14 protein-coding genes, 3 tRNA genes and 1 pseudogene are annotated in these 20,048 nt (G+C 67.6%); 14 read left to right on the forward strand and 4 right to left on the reverse strand.

From position 1 onward, the window contains the following. The gene (locus J2S53_RS00800) at window positions 1-1,194 is read right to left on the reverse strand and encodes a PQQ-dependent sugar dehydrogenase (protein WP_456239329.1); all 1,194 of its coding nucleotides are present in this window, start codon (window positions 1,192-1,194) and stop codon (window positions 1-3) included. A gap of 124 nt (window positions 1,195-1,318) precedes the next feature. On the opposite strand from J2S53_RS00800, the gene J2S53_RS00805 reads away from it, so the two are divergent. Continuing rightward, on the forward strand, window positions 1,319-2,071 hold the full coding sequence (locus J2S53_RS00805) for a DoxX family protein (RefSeq protein WP_456239330.1): 753 nt from the start codon (window positions 1,319-1,321) through the stop codon (window positions 2,069-2,071). Between the two features lie 41 nt (window positions 2,072-2,112). On the opposite strand, the gene ilvD is transcribed toward J2S53_RS00805, so the two are convergent. After that, on the reverse strand, window positions 2,113-3,957 hold the full coding sequence (gene ilvD / locus J2S53_RS00810) for a dihydroxy-acid dehydratase (protein WP_456239331.1): 1,845 nt from the start codon (window positions 3,955-3,957) through the stop codon (window positions 2,113-2,115). Window positions 3,958-4,115: 158 nt separating this feature from the next. Next, window positions 4,116-4,763: a PH domain-containing protein gene (locus J2S53_RS00815; protein WP_456239332.1), complete on the reverse strand. Its 648-nt coding sequence runs from the start codon at window positions 4,761-4,763 to the stop codon at window positions 4,116-4,118. Window positions 4,764-5,093: 330 nt separating this feature from the next. Between J2S53_RS00815 and J2S53_RS00820 the strand changes: the two genes are divergently transcribed. From J2S53_RS00820 to J2S53_RS00855, 8 genes and pseudogenes are all read left to right on the forward strand, one after another. Continuing rightward, window positions 5,094-6,923, forward strand: a complete 1,830-nt coding sequence (locus J2S53_RS00820) for an acetolactate synthase large subunit (RefSeq protein WP_456239333.1) — start codon at window positions 5,094-5,096, stop codon at window positions 6,921-6,923. 8 nt (window positions 6,924-6,931) lie between these two features. Continuing rightward, a complete protein-coding gene (gene ilvN, locus J2S53_RS00825) occupies window positions 6,932-7,438 on the forward strand; it encodes an acetolactate synthase small subunit (RefSeq protein WP_092632302.1) in 507 nt (168 codons plus the stop codon). Window positions 7,439-7,480: 42 nt separating this feature from the next. Further along, window positions 7,481-8,479 (forward strand): annotated as a pseudogene (ilvC, locus tag J2S53_RS00830) (ketol-acid reductoisomerase); the annotation flags it as partial. Window positions 8,480-8,696: 217 nt separating this feature from the next. Beyond that, a complete protein-coding gene (locus J2S53_RS00835; RefSeq protein WP_092632193.1) occupies window positions 8,697-8,942 on the forward strand; it encodes a DUF397 domain-containing protein in 246 nt (81 codons plus the stop codon). A gap of 233 nt (window positions 8,943-9,175) precedes the next feature. Next, entirely contained in the window at window positions 9,176-10,771 is a 1,596-nt protein-coding gene (serA, locus tag J2S53_RS00840; RefSeq protein WP_092928954.1) for a phosphoglycerate dehydrogenase, read from the forward strand. A gap of 403 nt (window positions 10,772-11,174) precedes the next feature. After that, on the forward strand, window positions 11,175-12,218 hold the full coding sequence (locus tag J2S53_RS00845) for a 3-isopropylmalate dehydrogenase (protein WP_092981220.1): 1,044 nt from the start codon (window positions 11,175-11,177) through the stop codon (window positions 12,216-12,218). A 300-nt stretch (window positions 12,219-12,518) separates the two neighbouring features. After that, window positions 12,519-14,204 (forward strand): citramalate synthase, encoded by a 1,686-nt coding sequence (cimA, locus tag J2S53_RS00850; protein WP_456239334.1) that lies wholly within the window; start codon window positions 12,519-12,521, stop codon window positions 14,202-14,204. Window positions 14,205-14,272: 68 nt separating this feature from the next. Beyond that, window positions 14,273-15,055, forward strand: coding sequence for a fumarylacetoacetate hydrolase family protein (locus J2S53_RS00855; RefSeq protein ID WP_092928960.1), 783 nt, complete (start codon window positions 14,273-14,275; stop codon window positions 15,053-15,055). Window positions 15,056-15,177: 122 nt separating this feature from the next. On the opposite strand, the gene J2S53_RS00860 is transcribed toward J2S53_RS00855, so the two are convergent. Then, window positions 15,178-16,416, reverse strand: coding sequence for an FAD-dependent oxidoreductase (locus tag J2S53_RS00860; RefSeq protein ID WP_456239335.1), 1,239 nt, complete (start codon window positions 16,414-16,416; stop codon window positions 15,178-15,180). 232 nt (window positions 16,417-16,648) lie between these two features. On the opposite strand from J2S53_RS00860, the gene gltX reads away from it, so the two are divergent. From gltX to J2S53_RS00885, 5 genes are all read left to right on the forward strand, one after another. Continuing rightward, complete coding sequence (gene gltX, locus J2S53_RS00865; protein WP_456239336.1) at window positions 16,649-18,160, forward strand: glutamate--tRNA ligase; 1,512 nt, start codon at window positions 16,649-16,651, stop codon at window positions 18,158-18,160. A gap of 159 nt (window positions 18,161-18,319) precedes the next feature. Then, entirely contained in the window at window positions 18,320-19,111 is a 792-nt protein-coding gene (locus tag J2S53_RS00870; protein WP_456239337.1) for an HAD family hydrolase, read from the forward strand. 380 nt (window positions 19,112-19,491) lie between these two features. Then, window positions 19,492-19,563 (forward strand) — tRNA-Gln (locus J2S53_RS00875). Between the two features lie 27 nt (window positions 19,564-19,590). Next, window positions 19,591-19,663, forward strand: a tRNA-Glu gene (locus tag J2S53_RS00880). Between the two features lie 163 nt (window positions 19,664-19,826). After that, window positions 19,827-19,899, forward strand: a tRNA-Glu gene (locus J2S53_RS00885). The last annotated feature ends 149 nt before the right edge of the window (window positions 19,900-20,048 follow it).

Here is a 20,048-nt window from a genome sequence, read left to right on the forward strand (position 1 = left end):
TCACTCCTTGCCCGCTGTCCCCCCGTTGGGCGGTTCGATGCGGATCACCCTGTCGTCGCTGGAGACGGGATCACCGCCCGCCTTGTTCGCGGTGCCGAGCCACAGCAGTCCGTTCGGTCCGCTGCTGGCCGCGCGCAGCCGACCGTAGGTGTCCTCCAGCGCCCGTTCCGGTTCGCCGGTGAACGTTCCCTCCGGCCCGGGACGCATGGTGTAGACGGCCGAGGCGTCGGTCAGTGCCACCACGATCAGCCCACCGCCGGCGGCGCAGCCCGCCACGCCGGGGCTCGTCCGCCAGGACCACTTGGGGCCGCTCAGTTCCTCGTCGGGTGAGCCGCGCAGCAGCACGTCCCGCTCGGCACGCCGATCCGTCACCCAGAAAGTGGGACTGTTCGGTTGGGTGCACACACCGCCGGGCGAGCTCAGCCCTTCCGCGATCACCGGTGAACCCGGGTCGGGATTGTCCTGGGCGGGCTCGCCGAAAGTGTCGATCCGCAGCACCTTGCCGGTCAGCGCGGAGCGTTCGTCCGTCCTGTCCGGGGACCCCGCGTTGCCCGTGGCGACGAGCAGCGCGTCCGAGCCGCTCGTCGTGATGGCGCCCGCGTTGCCGCTGGGGCCGCGCGGAATACCGGTCAGGATGGGGTCCGGAGGATCATCCGACGCGATGCGGATCACCCGGTTGTCGGTGGGGGTGGTCACATAGGCGTAGGCGAGGCCGTCCTCGGCATAGCTCGGCGAGAGAGTCAGGCCGGTGAGTCCGCCACCGCCGGTGGCGTCGACGTCGACACTGGCCAGCTGCCGGGGATCGGAGCCCCGTTCGACCAGCATGATCCTGCCCGTCTTGCGCTCACCGACGAGAGCACCCCGGCCACCGGGCAGTACGGCCACGTCCCCCACCGCCCCGAGGCAGGTCGCCACGACGGCGGGGTCGGGGTCGTCGCAGCCGTCCGGCTCGGCCTGTTCGGAGGGCGAGGTCTCGGTGTCCTCCGCCCCGGGAGGCTGTTGACCTCCTTCGGCGCGCGGTTGCGGCCCGGCCTGCGGCCGCAACGAGGGCTGTTCCTGCCACTGCTTCGGGTGCTGGTCGGGGAACTCCGCGCAACCACCGGCCAGGACGGCTGCGACCAACGCCGTCCCGACCACCGCGTATCGGCGCGGCGCACGGAAGCGCTGGTGTCGGTCGCCGGTTCGGACTGCCACGGTCGCAGACCATATCGCGTCACCGGTTAACCCGGAGTGAGTGCCGCGAGCACTCCCGGCGCTTCCGCCGTCGATTTTTCCGAAAAGCTCGCACATTTCGTGGAGAATGTCCTAGCCTTTCGCCGTGCGAATCCACGATGACCGCCCCGATTCCGCGGGCGGGTATCCCGATGATCAGTATCACCGTGATGTCCGGGAACCGCAGGGTGGCTGGACCGTTCCGGAGCGGGAACAGGTCTCGACACGCACGTACGGCGGTTCCACCGGTACCGGATCCGTCGAACTCGACTACTACGACGACGATGCCTACACCAACGTGGGAGACCCCGCCTCGCAACGCGACCTCGACCTCTACGACGAGTTCGCCGACTCGGTGAATCGGCGTCGCTGGAACGGCGGTGCGGACTTCGCGCTGCTGGTGTTGCGATTGGCGCTGGGGGTCGTGTTCATCACCCGAGGTGCGCGGAAGCTCTTCGGCGTGCTCGGTGGGCAGGGCCCGGAGGGAACCGCGGACATGCTCTCCGGCATGGGCTTCCGAGAACCGCAACTGCTCGCCACCGTCACGGGTGGGGTGGAGTTCGGCGCGGGGATCCTGTTGCTGCTCGGGCTGTTCACGCCGCTGGCCGCGGCGGGGGTGCTCGGTGTGATGCTCAACGTGGTGGTGGTCCAGCGTTCCAGCGGGTTCTTCCTGGAAGACGGCGGTGTCGAGTATCCGGCGTTGCTCGGTGCCGTGGCCCTGGCTCTGCTGTTCGCGGGGCCTGGACGAGTGGCGGCGGACAACGGGCGCTTCTGGTTCCGACGCCCGGTCGCCAGTGGTTTCGTGGGACTGCTGCTGGCGGTGGTTGCCGCCGCGGTGGTGTTCTTCGTGTTCCGGTGAACCGTGGCCGGCGGGCACCGGACCCGCCGGCCACGTCCGGTTCAGCCGCCGATGCTCCGAACGGCTCCGTAGGAGGCGGAGGTGGCCAGGCTCGCGTAGGCACGCAGCGCCGTACTGACCCGGCGCTGTCGGTCCACCGGTTGCCAGGGGTTTTCGGAGCTTTCCATCTTGGCCCGGCGCTCGGCCAGGGTGCGCTCGTCCACCAGCAGTTCGAGTTTCCGCTCGTCCACGTCGATGCGGATCTCGTCACCGTCCTGGACCAGCCCGATCGTGCCGCCGTTGCCCGCTTCAGGGGAGATGTGCCCGATGGACAGGCCCGAGGTTCCCCCGGAGAACCTCCCGTCGGTGATCAGTGCGCACTCGCGGTCCATCCGGGCGCCCTTGAGAAAAGCGGTGGGGTGCAGCATTTCCTGCATACCGGGGCCACCCGACGGACCCTCGTAGCGGATCACCAGCACGTCGCCCGCTTCGATCTCCCTGTTCAGGATCGCCGAGACGGCTTGCTCCTGGCTCTCCAGAACCCGGGCCGTCCCCTGGAAGATCCAGAGTTCCTCGTCGACACCGGCCGTTTTGACCACAGCACCGTCCTCGGCCAGATTGCCCCGCAGCACGGCCAGTCCGCCGTCGGCGGTGTAGGCGTGTGCGACGTCGCGGATGCACCCCTCCGCCGCGTCGGTGTCCAGTGTGGACCAACGGTTGTCCGTGGAGAACGCCTCCGTGGTGCGGACTCCGCCGGGAGCGGCGTGGAAGAGTTCCGAGGCGTGCTCGGCGGGGCTCTCGCCGCGCACGTCCCATTCGGACAGCCAGGACTCCAGGCTCGGGCTGTGCACCGAACGGACCTCCCGGTTGAGCAGCCCGCCGCGGTCGAGCTCACCGAGGATGGCCGTGATACCGCCCGCCCGGTGCACGTCCTCCATGTGGTAGTTGGAGTTCGGGCTGACCTTCGCCAGGCAGGGGACGTCGCGGCTGATCCGCTCGATGTCGGAGAGCGTGAAGTCGATCTCGCCCTCGCGTGCGGCGGCGAGGGTGTGCAGCACCGTGTTGGTCGATCCGCCCATGGCCATGTCCAGCGCCAACGCGTTCTCGAACGCCCGCTCGTCGGCGATCGAACGCGGCAGCACGGATTCGTCGTCGTGCCGGTACCACCGCTCGGCGATCTCGACCACCGTGCGGCCCGCCCGCTCGAACAGGTCGCGCCTGAGCCGGTGGGTGGCCAGTGTCGAACCGTTGCCGGGCAGCGCCAGCCCGAGCGCCTCGGTCAGGCAGTTCATCGAGTTGGCCGTGAACATGCCAGAGCAGGAACCGCAGGTGGGACAGGCGGAGCGCTCCACCTCGCTCAGCCCCTCCTCGTCCACCCCCGAGTTCGCCGACGCGGCGATCGTGGTGATCAGATCGGTAGGAGCGTGGGCGACACCGTCGACCACGACCGCCTTGCCGGCCTCCATCGGCCCGCCCGAGACGAAAACCGTGGGGACGTTCAGCCGCATGGCGGCGTTGAGCATTCCCGGGGTGATCTTGTCGCAGTTCGACAGGCAGACGAGCGCGTCCGCCTGGTGCCCGTTGACCATGTACTCCACCGAGTCCGCGATGATCTCGCGGGAAGGCAGCGAGTACAGCATTCCGCTGTGTCCCATGGCGATGCCGTCGTCGATCGCGATGGTGTGGAACTCCCGAGGGACACCGCCCGCCTCGCGGACCGCTCCGGCGATCACCTCGCCCAGGTCGCGGAGGTGGACGTGGCCCGGTACGAACTGGGTGAAGGAGTTGGCGATCGCCACGATCGGTTTGCCGAAGTCGTCGTCGGTCATTCCGGTGGCACGCCACAGCGAGCGGGCGCCTGCGGCGTTTCGACCGTGTGTCGTCGTTCGGGAACGCAACTCGGGCATGATTGAAAGCTCTCACTTCATGGGAATGCCGCCGCGCGGGCGGACGCGGTCACGCCTTGTGGGCGCCGGGAGTTCGCGGTGAGCACGACACTACTCCGGTGCCGCTCGTGTTCGTGAGCGCCCTGGTTGTGTCCGCAGAGTGAGAAAGCCGTACGGCGTCAATCCCCGTCGGCGTCCTTGGGGCGGCTCGGGTCCTGTATCCGGCCGCGGCTCATCACGGCCAGCCGGGGGACGTCCCGGACCCGAATCGCGGGCAGCCGAACCTCGCGGTCCGAAGTGGTCACCGCGCGCACCCAGTGTCGTTCGTCGAGTCGCAGCGCCCTGATGTCGGACCAGTCCATCCGAGTTGTTCCGGTGAGGCTCCGCGCCGTGATGCCGGACTCGTCGACGACGGTGCGCGTCCGAACCAACCAGACGATCAGGCCCAGCGGTATCAGGTACAGCACCGACAGCGGGGGCAGCGACGCCGCCATCGGGCTGATGCAGAACGCGACCACGAGGATCACCAGCAGACTCACCCGCGTGATCCGGAAAACCAGGCGAGGCGGTAGTTCGGAGTGCTCCGCCGGGTCGAGGTCGCTCTCGGTGGGCTCCGGTTCCCGCTCGGTCGTGGCGTCCGGTGCCGCTGCCGCGGTCCCGCCGGCGCTCTCAGTCTCGGAGTCGGCCTCGTGTCCGGCTTCGGACTCGGTCCGGGACTCGTTCGGGGAGTCCGCTCGCTGCTCCTCCGCCCCGGTGGTTTCCGGCCGGGGCGGTTCCTCCCGTGCCTCAGGGCCGAAAGGTCGGTCGTTTTCCTGGGAGTCGTTCACCGTTCGATGGTCTCAGCTGCGCAGTTAGCCTTTCCGGGGAGTGGGTGCTACCGGTGGAGCCCTTCCGTCCGTGCGCCGGGACCGCTCGTTTCGCGCGCCCTGTCACCCGTTGGTGTCCACCATGCGGGAAGTTCTTCCCGTAGGTTTGACGTGACTGTCGTGCCGGGTCTAATGTTCGAGCCATGCAGCGCAGTAACGACATTCTCGTACTTTCCGGGCGCGTCGACGCCTGAGGAGTACGAAACGTCGACGCGCCAACCCTCGTTCGGCCCTGTGCCGGCGGGGGTTTTTTCGTGCCCGGCCCCATTCATCGACCACGAGGCAGAATCGATGACCAGCGCCAACACCAGGCAGAATCCAGCCCCGGAGGCATCACCGGGGCAGCGTCCGAAACCAGCTCCGCCCAACGGGGCGCCGGTAAGAGCCACCGGTGCGCAGTCCCTCGTCCGCTCGCTGGAAGCGGTGGGCTGCGAAGTGGTGTTCGGTATCCCGGGCGGTACGATCCTGCCCACCTACGATCCACTGCTGGACTCGACGAAGGTTCGTCACGTACTGGTTCGGCACGAGCAGGCGGCCGGACACGCCGCTACCGGATACGCCCAGGCCACCGGCAAGACCGGGGTCTGCATGGCGACCTCCGGTCCCGGGGCGACCAACCTGGTCACCGCGCTGGCCGACGCGCACATGGACTCGGTGCCGCTGGTGGCGATCACCGGACAGCAGTCCACCGGACAGATCGGTACCGACGCGTTCCAGGAAGCCGACATCTGCGGCATCACGCTGCCGGTCACCAAGCACAACTTCCTGGTCACCGATCCCGAGGAGATCCCGCGGACCATCGCGGAGGCGTTCTACATCGCCTCCAGCGGTCGTCCCGGCCCCGTCGTGGTCGACGTCCCCAAGGACGTGCAGCAGCTCGCCACCTCCTTCTCCTGGCCCCCCGAGCAGCGGTTGCCCGGTTACCGCCCGGTCGGTAAACCGCACGGCAAGCAGGTCAGGGAAGCGGCACGGCTGATGGCCTCGGCGCAGCGGCCGGTGCTGTACGTGGGGGGCGGTGTGGTCAAGGCCGACGCCGCCGAGGAGTTGACCAAGCTCGCCGAGCGCACCGGCATTCCGGTGGTGACCACGCTGATGGCGCGCGGGGTCTTCCCGGACACGCACCCGTTGCACCTCGGCATGCCCGGTATGCACGGCACCGTCTCGGCGGTCGCCGCGATGCAGCGTTCCGACCTGCTGCTCGCGCTGGGAACCCGGTTCGACGACAGGGTGACCGGTCGGCTGTCGGATTTCGCTCCGGAGGCCAAGGTCGTGCACGCCGACATCGATCCGGCGGAGATCTCCAAGAACCGGGTCGCCGACGTGCCCATCGTCGGGGACTGCAAGGAGGTCATCTCCGAACTCATCGACGCCGTGGACACCGCCGAAGCGGAGCACGGCGCCCCGGACCTCGCGCAGTGGTGGAGCCAGCTCGGCGACTGGCGGGACCGCTTCCCGCTGGGCTACGACTGGCCGGAGGACGGCACGCTGTCGCCGGAGTACGTGATCGAACGCATCGGTGCTCTGGCGGGGCCCGAGGCCGTCTACACCGCGGGTGTGGGACAGCACCAGATGTGGGCCGCCCAGTTCATCGGCTACCAGCGGCCCCGCAGCTGGCTCAACTCCGGCGGCCTGGGAACGATGGGCTACGCGGTGCCCGCTGCCATGGGAGCGAAGGCCGGTAGCCCCGGCCGGCAGGTGTGGGCCATCGACGGCGACGGCTGTTTCCAGATGACCAACCAGGAACTGGCCACCTGCGCCATCGAACAGCTGCCGATCAAGGTCGCCGTCATCAACAACGGCAATCTCGGTATGGTTCGGCAGTGGCAGAACCTGTTCTACGCCGAGCGCTACTCACACAGTGACCTCGGCACCCACAACCACCGGATTCCCGATTTCGCGATGCTGGCCGAGGCGCTCGGCGGGGTGGGAATGCGGTGTGAGGCCGCCTCCGACGTGGACAGCGTCATCGAGCGGGCCATGGCCGTCGACGACCGACCCGTGGTCATCGACTTCGTTGTGGGCAAGGACGCCCAGGTCTGGCCGATGGTCGCGTCCGGCACCGGCAACGACGAGATCATGGCCGCTCGCGGAATCCGCCCACTGTTCGACGACGAGGGGTGAACACACCGATGAGTCGACACACACTCAGCGTGCTGGTGGAAAACGTCCCCGGTGTGCTCTCCCGAGTCTCCGGACTGTTCTCCCGGCGCAGCTTCAACATCGAATCCCTGGCCGTCGGCCCCACCGAGCACCCGGAGATCTCCCGGATGACCATCGTGGTCTCGGTGGAGGAGCAACCGCTGGAACAGGTCACCAAGCAGCTCAACAAGCTGATCAACGTCATCAAGATCGTCGAGTTGGAGCCCGAGTCCTCGGTGCAGCGCGAACTGCTGCTGGTCAAGGTGCGGGCCGATGCCTCGGTGCGCAGTCAGGTCCTGGAGACCGTGCAGCTGTTCCGGGCCAAGGTCGTCGACGCCTCCCCGGAGGCGCTGACCATCGAGGCCACCGGGGACACCGACAAACTCGACGCCCTGCTGCGCATGCTCGAGCCCTACGGCGTCCGCGAGATGGTCCAGTCCGGCATGGTCGCCATCGGTCGGGGAGCGCGCTCCATCACGGCAACCGCGGTGCGTTGACCCGCGTACGGCGCGGATTCGCTACAGAAAGGAACACGAACGGTAATGGCAACTGAGATCTTCTACGAGGCGGATGCCGACCTCGGCCGGGTGCAGTCGCGCAAGGTCGCCATCATCGGCTACGGCAGCCAGGGGCACGCGCACGCGCTCAGCCTGCGGGACAGCGGTGTCGACGTCCGGATCGGCCTGCCGGAGAACTCGAAGTCGCGCGAGAAGGTCGCCGAGGAGGGGCTGCGGGTGGTCACTCCCTCGGAGGCGGCCGCCGAGGCGGATCTGATCATGATCCTCGCGCCGGACACCAAGCAGCGTCGGATCTACGCCGACGACATCGCGCCCAATCTCAACAGCGGGGACGCGCTGTTCTTCGGGCACGGGTTCAACATCCGCTACGGGCTGATCCAGCCGCCCTCCGACGTGGATGTCGCCATGGTCGCCCCCAAGGGGCCCGGCCACCTGGTGCGCCGCCAGTTCGTGGACGGCAAGGGAGTGCCGTGCCTGATCGCGGTGGAGCAGGATCCCAGCGGCGAGGCGCAGCAGCTGGCACTCGCCTACGCCGCCGGTATCGGCGGCGCGCGGGCCGGTGTCATCAGGACCACCTTCACCGAGGAGACCGAGACCGACCTCTTCGGTGAGCAGGCCGTGCTCTGCGGTGGAACGAGCGCGCTGGTGCAGTCCGGTTTCGAGGTTCTGGTCGAGGCCGGCTACCAGCCGGAGATCGCCTACTTCGAGGTGCTGCACGAGCTGAAGCTGATCGTGGACCTGATGTGGGAGGGCGGTATCGCCGGACAGCGGTACTCCTGCAGTGACACCGCCGAGTACGGTGACCTCACCCGCGGTCCCCGGGTCATCGACGAGCACGTCAAGGACTCGATGCGGCAGGTCCTCTCCGAGATCCGGGACGGTTCCTTCGCGAAGGAGTGGGTGGCCGAGGACGAAGCGGGCAGGCCCGAGTTCAACAAGCTGCAGGCCGCGGGCAACGAGCACCAGATCGAAGAGGTCGGCAAGCGGCTTCGCTCCCTGATGTCCTGGACCAAGGGCTGAGTGCTCATCCGATGCCGGGCCCCCGCGGCGAGAGCCGTCGGGAGGTTCCGCCGAGCGAGTAGCTCGACGACCCGACCGGAGAACCCCGATGAGGGGCCGTTCGGGCGATTCGCCGCCTCGTGGGGCGGCCCCGAAGCGACTCGGGGCCGCCCCACGGTTTTTCCGGAGGGATCCCGGGCGTCACGGGGAACTCGCGCGGCGCGCTAATATCCACACCGTGAGTGAGGAAACGCAACCGGTCGACGACAAAGCCCACATCAGGGACGAGCTCGACTTCACCAACGCCGAGTGGATCACCAGTACCGACGACGATGACGAACCGGGCGTGGAGATCGCCTTCGTGGACGGCTACATCGGCATGCGCAACGGAGCCGATCCGGAGGGGCCCGTGCTGGTGTTCACCCCGGAGGAGTGGGACGCCTTCGTGGCGGGTGCCAAGGACGGCGAGTTCGACGAACCGTGAGCCGTCGACCCGCTCCGCCGCGAGGCGGTGGGGTCCCGAACCGTCCACGGAGCCCGTGTGCGGCTGTTTCGGTGTTGTTTCCGCTACACGGTCGTGTTGGGATGCCGTAGCGTTACGGTGATACGTCCAACACTTGTGTGAACGGATTCTCATATCAGCGTTAAACTGCTGCACCAGCCCGGCACAATGGCGTGCCTTGCTTCGACCCTGATCTCTGTTACTGGAGCGCGCCCGTGACCAACGCAAGCCGTCCTGTCGTCCTGATCGCCGAGAAGCTGGCCCCTTCGGTGCTGGAAGCATTCGGAGACGAGGTCGAGATCCGTCACGTCGACGGCACCGACCGCCCGGCACTGCTCGAAGCCGTTGCCGACGCCGACGCGCTGCTGGTCCGTTCGGCGACGAAAGTCGATGCCGAGGTCTACTCGGCCAGCACGCGGCTGAAGGTCGTCGCTCGTGCGGGAGTGGGACTGGACAACGTCGAGGTTCCCGCCGCCACCGAACGCGGCATCATGGTCGTCAACGCCCCCACCTCCAACATCGTCTCGGCCGCCGAGCACGCGATCGCGCTGCTGCTGGCGGTATCCCGCAACGTGGCCGTGGCCGATGCCAGCCTGCGTGCCGGTGAGTGGAAGCGCAGTGCGCTCAGCGGCGTGGAGATCAACGACAAGACCGTCGGTGTCATCGGTCTCGGCAAGATCGGCCAGCTCGTCGCGCAGCGGCTGGAGGCCTTCGGCGCCAAGCTGATCGCCTACGATCCCTACGTCTCGGCCGCGCGTGCCGCCCAGCTCGGCATCGAGCTCGTCAGCCTCGAGGAGTTGCTGCAGCGCGCCGACGCCATGTCGATCCACCTGCCGAAGACCGCCGAGACGCTCGGCCTCATCGGTGCGGAGGAACTCAAGAAGACCAAGCAGGGCGCGATCATCGTCAACGCCTCGCGCGGTGGGCTCATCGACGAGGACGCGCTCGCCGAGTCCCTGCGCAGTGGGCACCTCGGTGGTGCGGGTATCGACGTCTACAGCACCGAGCCCACCACCTCCAGCCCGCTGTTCGAGCTGTCCAACGTGGTCGCGACCCCGCACCTGGGTGCTTCCACAGCCGAGGCCCAGGACCGTGCCGGTACCGACGTGGCCCATTCCACGCTGCAGGCGCTGCGCGGTGACTTCGTTCCCGACGCGGTCAACGTGCAGGGCGGTGCCGTCGGTGAGGAGGTCCGTCCCTACCTGCCGCTGACCCAGAAGCTGGGCTCGTTGCTGGCCGCGGTGCTCGGCAGCACGCCGACCTCCGTCACGGTCGAGGCCAGGGGCGAGCTCGCCGACGAGGACGTCTCCGTGCTGCCGCTGGCCGCGCTGCGCGGTGTCTTCTCCGGTGCGGTGGAGAGCCAGGTCACCTTCGTCAACGCTCCGCAACTCGCCGAGGACCTCGGGGTGGACATCGACGTCAAGACCGCTCCGGAGAGCGCGAGCCACCGCAGCGTGGTCTCGGTGCGCGCCGTGCTGTCCGACGGTCGTACGGGTGTCGTCTCGGGTGCCCTGGACGGTCCGAACCAGGTGGAGAAGCTCGTCGAGGTCAACGGCAGGCACTTCGACCTGCGCGCCGAGGGCAGCGTCCTACTGCTGGAGTACCCGGACCGGCCCGGTGTCATGGGCAAGGTCGGGACGCTGCTCGGCGAGGTCGGGACGAACATCGAGGCCGCGCAGATCAGCCAGACCTCGGACGGTTCGGACGCGATCATGCTGCTGCGCGTGGACCGTCCGGTCGACGCGGGCGTGCTCGAGCCGATCGGTGCCGCCGTCGGAGCCAAGACCGTGCGTACCGTCAGTTTCGAGTGAGCCGGTTCAGCGGTCCCGTTCGGGCCGCGTATCACCCGGGTTCCGTACCGGATCACCTCGTGTGACCGGTGGGCCCTTCCGCTGGATCCTCCGGGGGTCGCCGCTGCACGCGGCGGCCCCCGTTTCTCGTTCTCCGGGGCGCGGAAGCTGTGCGCGCGGGGCGCGGACAACAGCCCGGAACGAGTTCTCGGCACGGTGTCCGAAGGTTGTACCGGCTGGTCAGCGGCACGCTTTCGACCTCCGAACACCCCCTGTGCGGGTGACAATCACCCGATCGGGTGTCCCACTGTTCGGGAGGTGACGTCCAGTATTGGGGTCCGGCGTGCCTGAGCGACATCGAAGCACGGTAGCCTGCGGCACAACGTTTCAGCCCCAAATCGGGGGTAGGACTCGGGAGGTGTGCATGCGGCTCGCTGTGATCCCAGGTGACGGGATCGGGCCGGAAGTGGTGGCCGAGGCGCTGAAGGTGCTCGGGGAAGTGGTCCCCGAAACCGAGATCACTCGGTACGATCTGGGCGCCGCTCGCTGGCACAACACCGGGGAGCTACTTCCGGAATCCGTGTTGGGTGAGTTGCGCGAGCACGACGGGATTCTGCTCGGTGCGGTGGGTGATCCGTCGGTGCCGAGCGGGATTCTGGAACGCGGATTGCTGTTGCGGCTGCGTTTCGAACTCGACCACCACGTGAATCTGCGTCCGGCGCGGCTTTATCCGGGAGTGCAGAGTCCGATCGCCGATCCCGGTGAGGTCGACATGGTCGTCGTCCGGGAAGGCACCGAAGGCCCCTACGCGGGCAACGGGGGTCTGCTCCGAAAGGACACGCCACAGGAAGTGGCGACCGAGGTGAGCCTCAACACGGCCTTCGGCGTGGAGCGTGTGGTCCGCGACGCGTTCGCGAGGGCCGCGGCGCGTCCGCGCAAGCATCTGACCCTGGTGCACAAGACCAACGTGCTCAGCCACGCCGGATCACTGTGGTCCCGGGTGGTCGAGGAGCTGTCGTTGCAGTACCCGGACGTCACGGTGAACTACGAGCACGTCGACGCCACCACGATCCATCTGGTGCAGGATCCCGCCCGGTTCGACGTGATCGTCACCGACAACCTCTTCGGCGACATCATCACCGATCTGGCCGGTGCGGTGACCGGTGGTATCGGCAGGGCCGCCAGCGGGAACATCGACGCCACGCGGCGCAATCCGAGCATGTTCGAACCGGTGCACGGCAGTGCGCCCGACATCGCCGGGCAGGCCATCGCGGACCCCACCGCGGCGGTGTTGTCCGTCGCGCTGCTGCTCGACCACGTCGGTTACGCGGAGGCGGCGAGGAGGGTGCAGGCCTCGGTCGCCTTCGATCTGGCCACGCGCGATCACTCCGCGCCGGGGGCCACGCACGCCATCGGTGATCGGCTCGCCGCGCTGGTTTCGGCGCGGGAAGTCGTGCAGCAGGCGTGATTCCCCGCAACGTCCGGCCGGATCGGCCGCGCCGCTGACGGACCGTGGCACGGACACCCCGGTTGTCCGTATCGTGGGAAGAAAGGCCCACTGCTTGGAGTGTGTCCGCGATGTGCGAGCATTGCGGCATGCTCCAGTACACGACGGGCATTATTGGCAAGCGCGCCGGGTGACTCGACTCCGCGGACCCGGCGCGCAGACCTCTCGCATTCGCGGGGGGTCTTTTTTATGTCCACGACAGCCACAACGGGCCGTTCCAGCCCCGACCGGCCCGATCATCACCGCCCTTCTGGAGGGACAGTGACCCGCACCAGCCCGGCAGGGACCCCACAGGCGGACACGTTTCACGTCTACGACACGACGCTTCGCGACGGCGCGCAGCGCGAAGGCATCTCCTACTCGGTGGCCGACAAGCTCGCGGTCGCCCGCATCCTGGACAGTCTCGGCGTGGGATTCATCGAAGGCGGTTGGCCCGGTGCGTTGCCGAAGGACACCGAGTTCTTTCGCCGGGCCACCGCCGGCGAGCTCGACCTTCGGCACGCCGTGCTCACCGCGTTCGGCTCCACACGCCGCCCCGGGGTTCCCGTGCAGCAGGACGACCAGGTAGCCGCGTTGCTCGAATCGGGAGCTCCCGCGGTCACGCTGGTCGCCAAGTCCGACAGCAGGCACATCGAACGCGCGTTGCGTACCGACGTGGCCGAGAACGGTGCCATGATCGCCGACACGGTCCGGTACCTCACCGAGCACGGCAGACGCGTGTTCCTGGATGCCGAGCACTTCTTCGACGGTTACGCCCACGATCCGGACACCGCCCTGCGGATGCTCGACGCGGCCGTGCACGCGGGGGCCGATCTGGTGTGCCTATGCGACACCAACGGCGGGCAGCTGCCGACAGCGCTGGCCGAAACGGTGGAGGAGATCGGCCGTCGTACCGGTTTCCGGTTGGGGATCCACTGCCAGGACGACACCGGTTGCGCCGTCGCCAACACGCTCGCCGCGGTGCAGGCGGGGGTTACGCACGTGCAGTGCACCGCCAACGGTTACGGAGAGCGGGCAGGCAACGCCGACCTGTTCCCCGTCATCGGCAATCTGGAGACGAAACTGGGACTGCCCGTGCTGCCCGAGGGAAACCTGTCCGAGCTCAGCCGGGTATCGCACGCGCTCGCCGAGATCGCCAACATCGCGCCGGACACGCACCAGGCGTACGTGGGAGGCTCCACCTTCGCCCACAAGGCCGGGCTGCACGCCAGCGCGATCAAAGTGGACCCCGAACTGTACAACCACATAGACCCCGAGCGCGTCGGCAACGGAATGCGCGTGCTCGTCACCGAGATGTCCGGGCGCGCCAGCCTGGAGCTCAAGGCAGCCGAACTGGGACTGGACCTGAGTGCGGCTCCGGACGCCATCACCGGTGCCGTGCGGCGGGTCAAGGAACTGGAAGCACGGGGATGGTCCTTCGAAGGGGCCGACGCCTCGCTGGAACTGATGCTGCGTCGTGAGATGGAACTGGCCGACGGCACCGCGGCGGAAGCGGACGTCGACGCCTCGGACGACGTGTCGTTCGGCGCTCCCTTCGAGCTGGAGTCCTACCGGGTATCGCTCGACCACCGTCCCGACGGTCAGGTGGTCTCGGAGGCGACGGTCAAGTTGCACGTGTTGCGGGAACGCGTCATCGCCACCGCCGAGGGGAACGGTCCCGTCAACGCGCTGGACGCCGCACTGCGCAAGGCACTGGTGCCTCGGTTGCCGTGGTTGGACGAGGTCGAACTGGTGGACTACAAGGTGCGGATTCTCACCGACGCCTCCGGGACCGATGCCGTCACCAGGGTGCTCGTCGAGTCGCGGGACGAACACCGTGAGTGGAGCACCGTTGGTGTGCACGGCAACATCGTGGAAGCGAGCTGGTACGCGCTGTGCGACGCGTTCGCCCACAAGGCGATCCACCGGGGTGAGACGGCGGAGGTCGGCACCTCCAATACGAGGTGACCAGGAACTGGGGCGTGGTCCCCCCGCACGTAAGCTGTTCGGCGGACAGTTGATGACGGAGGTTTCGTTTGCGCCTGGCACGTGTTGCTCAGCCCGAAGGGGTCTCGTTCGTGGCATTGGAGCCGGACCCCAAATCCCCCGGTGAGAAGGTGCTCGCCGTCGAGATCGACCAGCATCCGTTCGGGGAGCCGACGTTCACCGGTCGTAAGTGGCCGATGGCCGACGTGCGGCTGTTGGCGCCCATTCTGCCGACCAAGGTGATCTGCGTGGGTAAGAACTACGCCGAGCACGCGCGGGAGATGGGTGGAGAGGTGCCGGAGAATCCGGTGCTGTTCATGAAGCCTTCGACATCAGTGATCGGCCCGAGCGCCCCGATCAAGATGCCGCCGAACTCCGAACGGGTCGACTACGAGGGCGAGCTGGCCGCGGTGATCGGCCAGCCCTGCAAGGACGTGCCCGAGGCCAGGGGAACCGACGTGGTGCTCGGATACACGATCGCCAACGACGTCACGGCCAGGGATCAGCAACGGGCCGACGGCCAGTGGACCAGGGCGAAGGGCTACGACACCTTCTGTCCGCTGGGGCCGTGGATCGACACCACTGTCGATCCCTCCGACCTGGGGTTGCGCACCGAACTCGACCGCGAGTTGTGCCAGGAGTCCCGCACCTCGCTGTTGACGCACGATGTGGCCGGGCTGATCTCGTTCGTCTCCCGGGTCATGACCCTGTTGCCCGGTGACGTGATCCTGACCGGAACCCCTTCCGGGGTGGGGCCGATGCGGGCCGGACAGAAGGTCTCGGTCTCCATCGACGGCCTCGGCACACTCACCAACCCGGTGCAGCAGGCCTGACTCCCGCTGTCGAGTCGCGGCGCGATCCGCGCGTTTCGGCCCCGGTCGACGGCGCCACCGGCAGTGCGCTCGTTTCACCCGCGAGTCGACCGAACCGCGGGTGAAACGAGCTTCTCCGGGAATCAGCGGAGTGCCTCCTTCGGCGGGCGCTCCCGCCGGGCCCCGTAGGCGAGGATGTACGGCGGAACGACGCGCAGCCAGGGAAGTCTCGGCAGCAGCTTGAGCAACCAGGGCAGTCCGGCGCGTCGACCGAAGTCGATTTCCCCTCGCAGCGCGGGCTCGACCACGTTGGCGTGGATGGTGCGTTGCAGTCCCTGGATGAGCGCGGTCGTGGGCCAGCGGGTGCGTTGGACCGCCGCGACGTGCCTGCGCCGCGGTCCGCCACGCCGCAACGGTTTCGCGAGGTGACGAGCGGCGGCCACCGCGTCCTGCACCGCCAGGTTGATACCGACCCCGCCGACCGGTGACATCGCGTGTGCCGCGTCCCCGATGCACAGCAGTCCCGGAACGTGCCAGCGGCGCAGCCGGTCCAGGGTGACGTGCAGCGGCTTCACTTCCTCCCAACTCCGGACGAGTTCCCGTCCGTCGTCGAGCCAGCCGAGTCGTGCCCGCAGCGATTCGTTGAACCTCCCGATGTCGTTGGCGCGCTCGGCGGCGTCGGAGCCCTTGGCTATGACCGAGGCGACCTGGAAGTAGTCCCCCCGGTCCAGCAGCACGGTGAACGCGCCGTTCCCGATGTTGCCCACGGCTCCGGCGGGATCCTCCTCCCGCCGTGGAATCCGGAACCACTGCACGTCCATCGGGGTCGGAAAGTCCCGGACCCGGAGCTGGTCGGCCAGTTCACGCCGGACCAGGGAGTCCCTGCCGTCACAGGCCACCGTGATGGTGGCCCGGAGTCGACCGTGCTCCCCGTCGGCGGCGCGGTAGTCGACCCCCGTCACCCGGCCGTGCTCCCGCATCAGTCCGTTCACCTCGGTGTTCATGCGCAGCTCGAAGTTCGGCTCCTTCGCCGCTTCCGCCGCCAACAGATTGAGCAGGTCCCACTGCGGCACCATGGCGATGTAGTTGTACCTGATCGGTAGCCGACCGAAATCACCCAGCGTGTAGAACTCGCCGTCCGGCCCGACCGGCAACATCACCGTGCTGACCCTTCGCTGCGGCAGTTCGGCGAACCGCTCGGCGAGGCCGAGCTCGTCCAGCAGCGCCAACGTCGTGGGGTGCACCGTGTCACCGCGGAAGTCCCGCAGGAAGTCCGCGTGCTTTTCCAGCACCGTCACGGATACCCCGGAGCGGGCGAGCAACAGCCCCAGCACCATCCCCGCGGGGCCGCCACCGACGACGCAGCAGGTGGTCCGCTTCATCGCGATCCCTCCCGAGTAGGAACTCTTCGGCTCGGCCGTCCTGTCGCTCGCGTGGGTGGCCACTCGGCGCGAGCCGCGCCGAACGACTTCCCGCTCCGGCGGTCGGAACGGGGACCTCGCGAGCCGAGGAGTACCGCCGCAGAAGAATTCAACAAACGTTGAATAACGCCAGCATGCGCCGAAGGGACGCGCCGGTCAAGAGGGGCGGCGCGCGGGATAAGCTGAATCAGTCATGAGCACGTCAGATGTCACCACCGCCGAGTCCGACCGTCCGGTACGAGCCAGGTTCTGCCCCTCACCCACCGGCACGCCACACGTCGGACTGATCCGCACCGCGCTGTTCAACTGGGCGTTCGCCCGGCACAACAACGGGTCGTTGCTGTTCCGCATCGAGGACACCGACGCGAGCAGGGACAGCGAGGAGTCCTACCAGGCACTGCTGGAGGCTCTTCGCTGGTTGCGCCTCGACTGGGACGAAGGGCCGGACGTGGGAGGTGAGTACGGTCCCTACCGGCAGAGCCAACGGCGTGAGATCTACGCGGACGTGGCCGCCAGACTGCTGGAGGCCGGTGAACTCTACGAGTCCTTCTCCACGCCGCAGGAAGTCGAACAGCGCCACCGAGACGCCGGTCGGGACCCCAAACTGGGGTACGACAACGCCGACCGCGAGTTGACCGAGCAGCGCAAGTCGGAGCTGCGCGCCGAGGGACGCAGTCCGGTCCTGCGGTTGCGGATGCCGGACCGCGACATCGGATTCACCGACCTGATTCGCGGCGAAGTCACCTTCCCCGCGGGCAGCGTGCCCGACCCCGTCCTGGTACGTGGCAACGGGGACGCGCTGTACCCGCTGACGAATCCCGTCGACGACGCCCTCATGGGGATCACTCACGTGCTGCGCGGTGAGGACCTGCTGTCCTCCACGCCGCGCCAGATCGCGCTGTACGAGGCGCTGCGGCGGATCGGCACGACGGACTTCACGCCCGAGTTCGGACACCTGCCGTTCGTGATGGGAGAGGGAAACAAGAAGCTCTCCAAACGGGATCCGCAGTCCGATGTCTTCCACCATCGCGAGCGTGGCTTCCTTCCCGAGGGGCTGCTCAACTATCTGGCGCTGCTCGGCTGGTCCATCTCCGACGACCGCGACGTGTTCGACCTCGACGAGATGGTCAGTGCGTTCGACATTCGCCGGGTCAGTGCCAATCCGGCGCGGTTCGACCAGAAGAAGGCCGATGCCATCAACGCCGCGCACCTGCGCGCGTTGGAGCTCGACGATTTCGTCGACAGGGTCGTGCCGTACCTGGTCGCCGGTGATGTACTGCCCGCCGATCCGAGCGAGCGGCAGCTGGAGACGGTGCGAGCGGCCGCTCCACTGGTGCAGGAGCGATTGACCGTGCTGTCGGACGCGGTCGGGATGATGGGCTTCCTGTTCGCGGGCGAGGACTTCGAACCGGAACCAGCGGCCGCGGCCAAGGCGCTGGGCAGTGACGCGCGGCCGGTGCTTTCGGCCGCCCTGGAAGTTCTCGATCCGTTGCCCGAGTGGCGTGCCGCCGACATCGAGAACGCCCTGAAACAGGCGATTGTCGAAGGGCTGGGCATCAAGCCCCGGAAGGCGTTCACGCCGGTCCGTGTGGCCATCACGGGGCGTACGGTCTCACCGCCGTTGTTCGAGTCGATGGAACTGCTCGACAGGCGGTCCTGCCTGGATCGGTTGCGCACGGCGCTGCGGAACGCATCTGAGGAGTGAGCACCACGGCCGTGTCGGTCGCCACGACGGAAGTCGGGCGGCCGGCACGGCACGTGTGTTCATGTGCTGTTGCACGCGGCGAGCTAAACCGTGTCAGTGATGTAAGTATCACCATGTTGGACGAGTCGGCCACTCCGGGTGGAGTCCTAGCCTCACGGAGTGAAATCCGCACTTGAAGTATCCGCCTCGGAACGGCCTCGCGGCATCAGAGCTGTCTGCCTGGATATCGACGACACACTGCTGGACAGTCGGGGCTCGGCTCGACGGGCTTTCGCGTCATTGACCGGCAACGATGCGGCATGGCCGGTGTGGCGGCGGATAACCGACGAGTACAACGCGCGCATGATGGCGGGTGAGATCGATTTCGAGACGATGTGTCGTAGCCGCACCCGTGACTTCTTCGCCGCCTTCGGTGAACGGCTCAGCGAGGACGAGGTGCTGGCCAGGGAGCACCGGCGAATGGTGGCGTTGCGCGATTCCTGGGAACTCTTCGAGGACGCCACCGGCTGCCTGGAATGGCTGCGCGCCAGTGGACTGCGCGTCGCTGCCATAACCAACGCCCCGGGTGGGTACCAGCGACACAAGCTCGCCGTCACCGGGTTGGCCGCGACCTTCGACGCGACGGTGATATCGGGCGAGTGCGGGGTGGCCAAGCCGTCCTCCGGAATCTTCGCGGCTGCCTGCGACGCGCTGGGGTTCTCGCCCGCGGAAGTGGCTCATGTCGGCAACAACCTGGAGATCGACGCCAACGGGGCCGCTTGCGCGGGCATGCACGGCATCTGGCTGGACCGGGACAGCGGCGGTTCGACGAGTGCGGTGGTTCCCGCCGACGGGGTGTCGGTGATCACGAGTCTGTACGAGTTGCCCGAAGTTCTGGTGTGTGATCTTCCCTTCCGCGGCGCGGACGACGAACTGCCCGCGTGCCAAGCGAGCATGGCCGGCTCTGCCTGATCGATGCTGTCCGTTCGGGGAATGGAACCGTTCGGAGCGGGCTCGTTCGCTTCGACGGGTCGTTCCCCGGGTGGAATCCCCGTGGTGCTTCGTCGCGGGCCGTCCTCCTCGCGTGGGATTCCGACAGCATCGGTGCGGGGAGCCCCACGAACGTGGTGCGGGAGTTTCCGGCGGCTGTTCGGTCCCCGTCGGGGCGGAATCGGGGCAACGGCCCGATAGCTTCGGTGGAAGGCCCGCTCACCTGCTGAATCGCCTCGAGCAGGGGGGTGGTGCGAAGCCGTTCGCGGGCATGGTCTAGTATATTCATCAACGCGATGAACAGAGGTCATCGAAGCGGAAAAGAGAAAACCGCCGAATGATACGATGTTCATCGGTGCCGGTGGGGTATGGTGTAATCGGCAGCACGACTGATTCTGGTTCAGTTAGTCTAGGTTCGAATCCTGGTACCCCAGCTGAGGAAGCTTCGATGCTTCTCTTATGGTCCCGTCGTCTAGTGGCCTAGGACGCCGCCCTCTCAAGGCGGTAACGTGGGTTCGAATCCCATCGGGACTACGATAACCGGAGAGTTCCCGCTTTCCGGTGGTGCCCGGTTGTGGCCGACGCTGGTGTTGACAGCGTTGTGCGCCCCTTGGAGGCCGTGTTTCGTGTCTCATCGGGTTATCAATCGGCATGTTCGTGGGTTATGGTCCGCTCGAAAGCGTTCGATAGCTTACGCGGTCCCGTCGTCTAGTGGTCTAGGACGCCGCCCTCTCAAGGCGGTAACGTGGGTTCGAATCCCATCGGGACTACACGAGAGATACGAAGCCGGTGTGCTCGCACACCGGCTTTATTCGTATTCACGCGGTCTTACCGGCTCCGACGAGCGCCGAATCGTCTCGTGTCCGGTGCGGAAGGACCCCGGGCGGTACGGCTTCCCGTGCTCATCGGGACCGTACCG

Source organism: Actinopolyspora lacussalsi (genome assembly GCA_030803735.1).
In the GTDB taxonomy this organism is placed as follows: Bacteria; Actinomycetota; Actinomycetes; order Mycobacteriales; family Pseudonocardiaceae; genus Actinopolyspora; species Actinopolyspora lacussalsi.

Bases quoted from the DNA above. Each gene is read 5' to 3' on its own strand.
- ilvN (WP_092632302.1), top strand. From the start codon at position 6,932: ATGAGTCGACACACACTCAGCGTGCTGGTGGAAAACGTCCCCGGTGTG.
- J2S53_RS00845 (WP_092981220.1), top strand. From the start codon at position 11,175: ATGCGGCTCGCTGTGATCCCAGGTGACGGGATCGGGCCGGAAGTGGTG.
- J2S53_RS00860 (WP_456239335.1), bottom strand. From the start codon at position 16,416: ATGAAGCGGACCACCTGCTGCGTCGTCGGTGGCGGCCCCGCGGGGATG.
- ilvD (WP_456239331.1), bottom strand. From the start codon at position 3,957: ATGCCCGAGTTGCGTTCCCGAACGACGACACACGGTCGAAACGCCGCA.
- gltX (WP_456239336.1), top strand. From the start codon at position 16,649: ATGAGCACGTCAGATGTCACCACCGCCGAGTCCGACCGTCCGGTACGA.
- J2S53_RS00820 (WP_456239333.1), top strand. From the start codon at position 5,094: ATGACCAGCGCCAACACCAGGCAGAATCCAGCCCCGGAGGCATCACCG.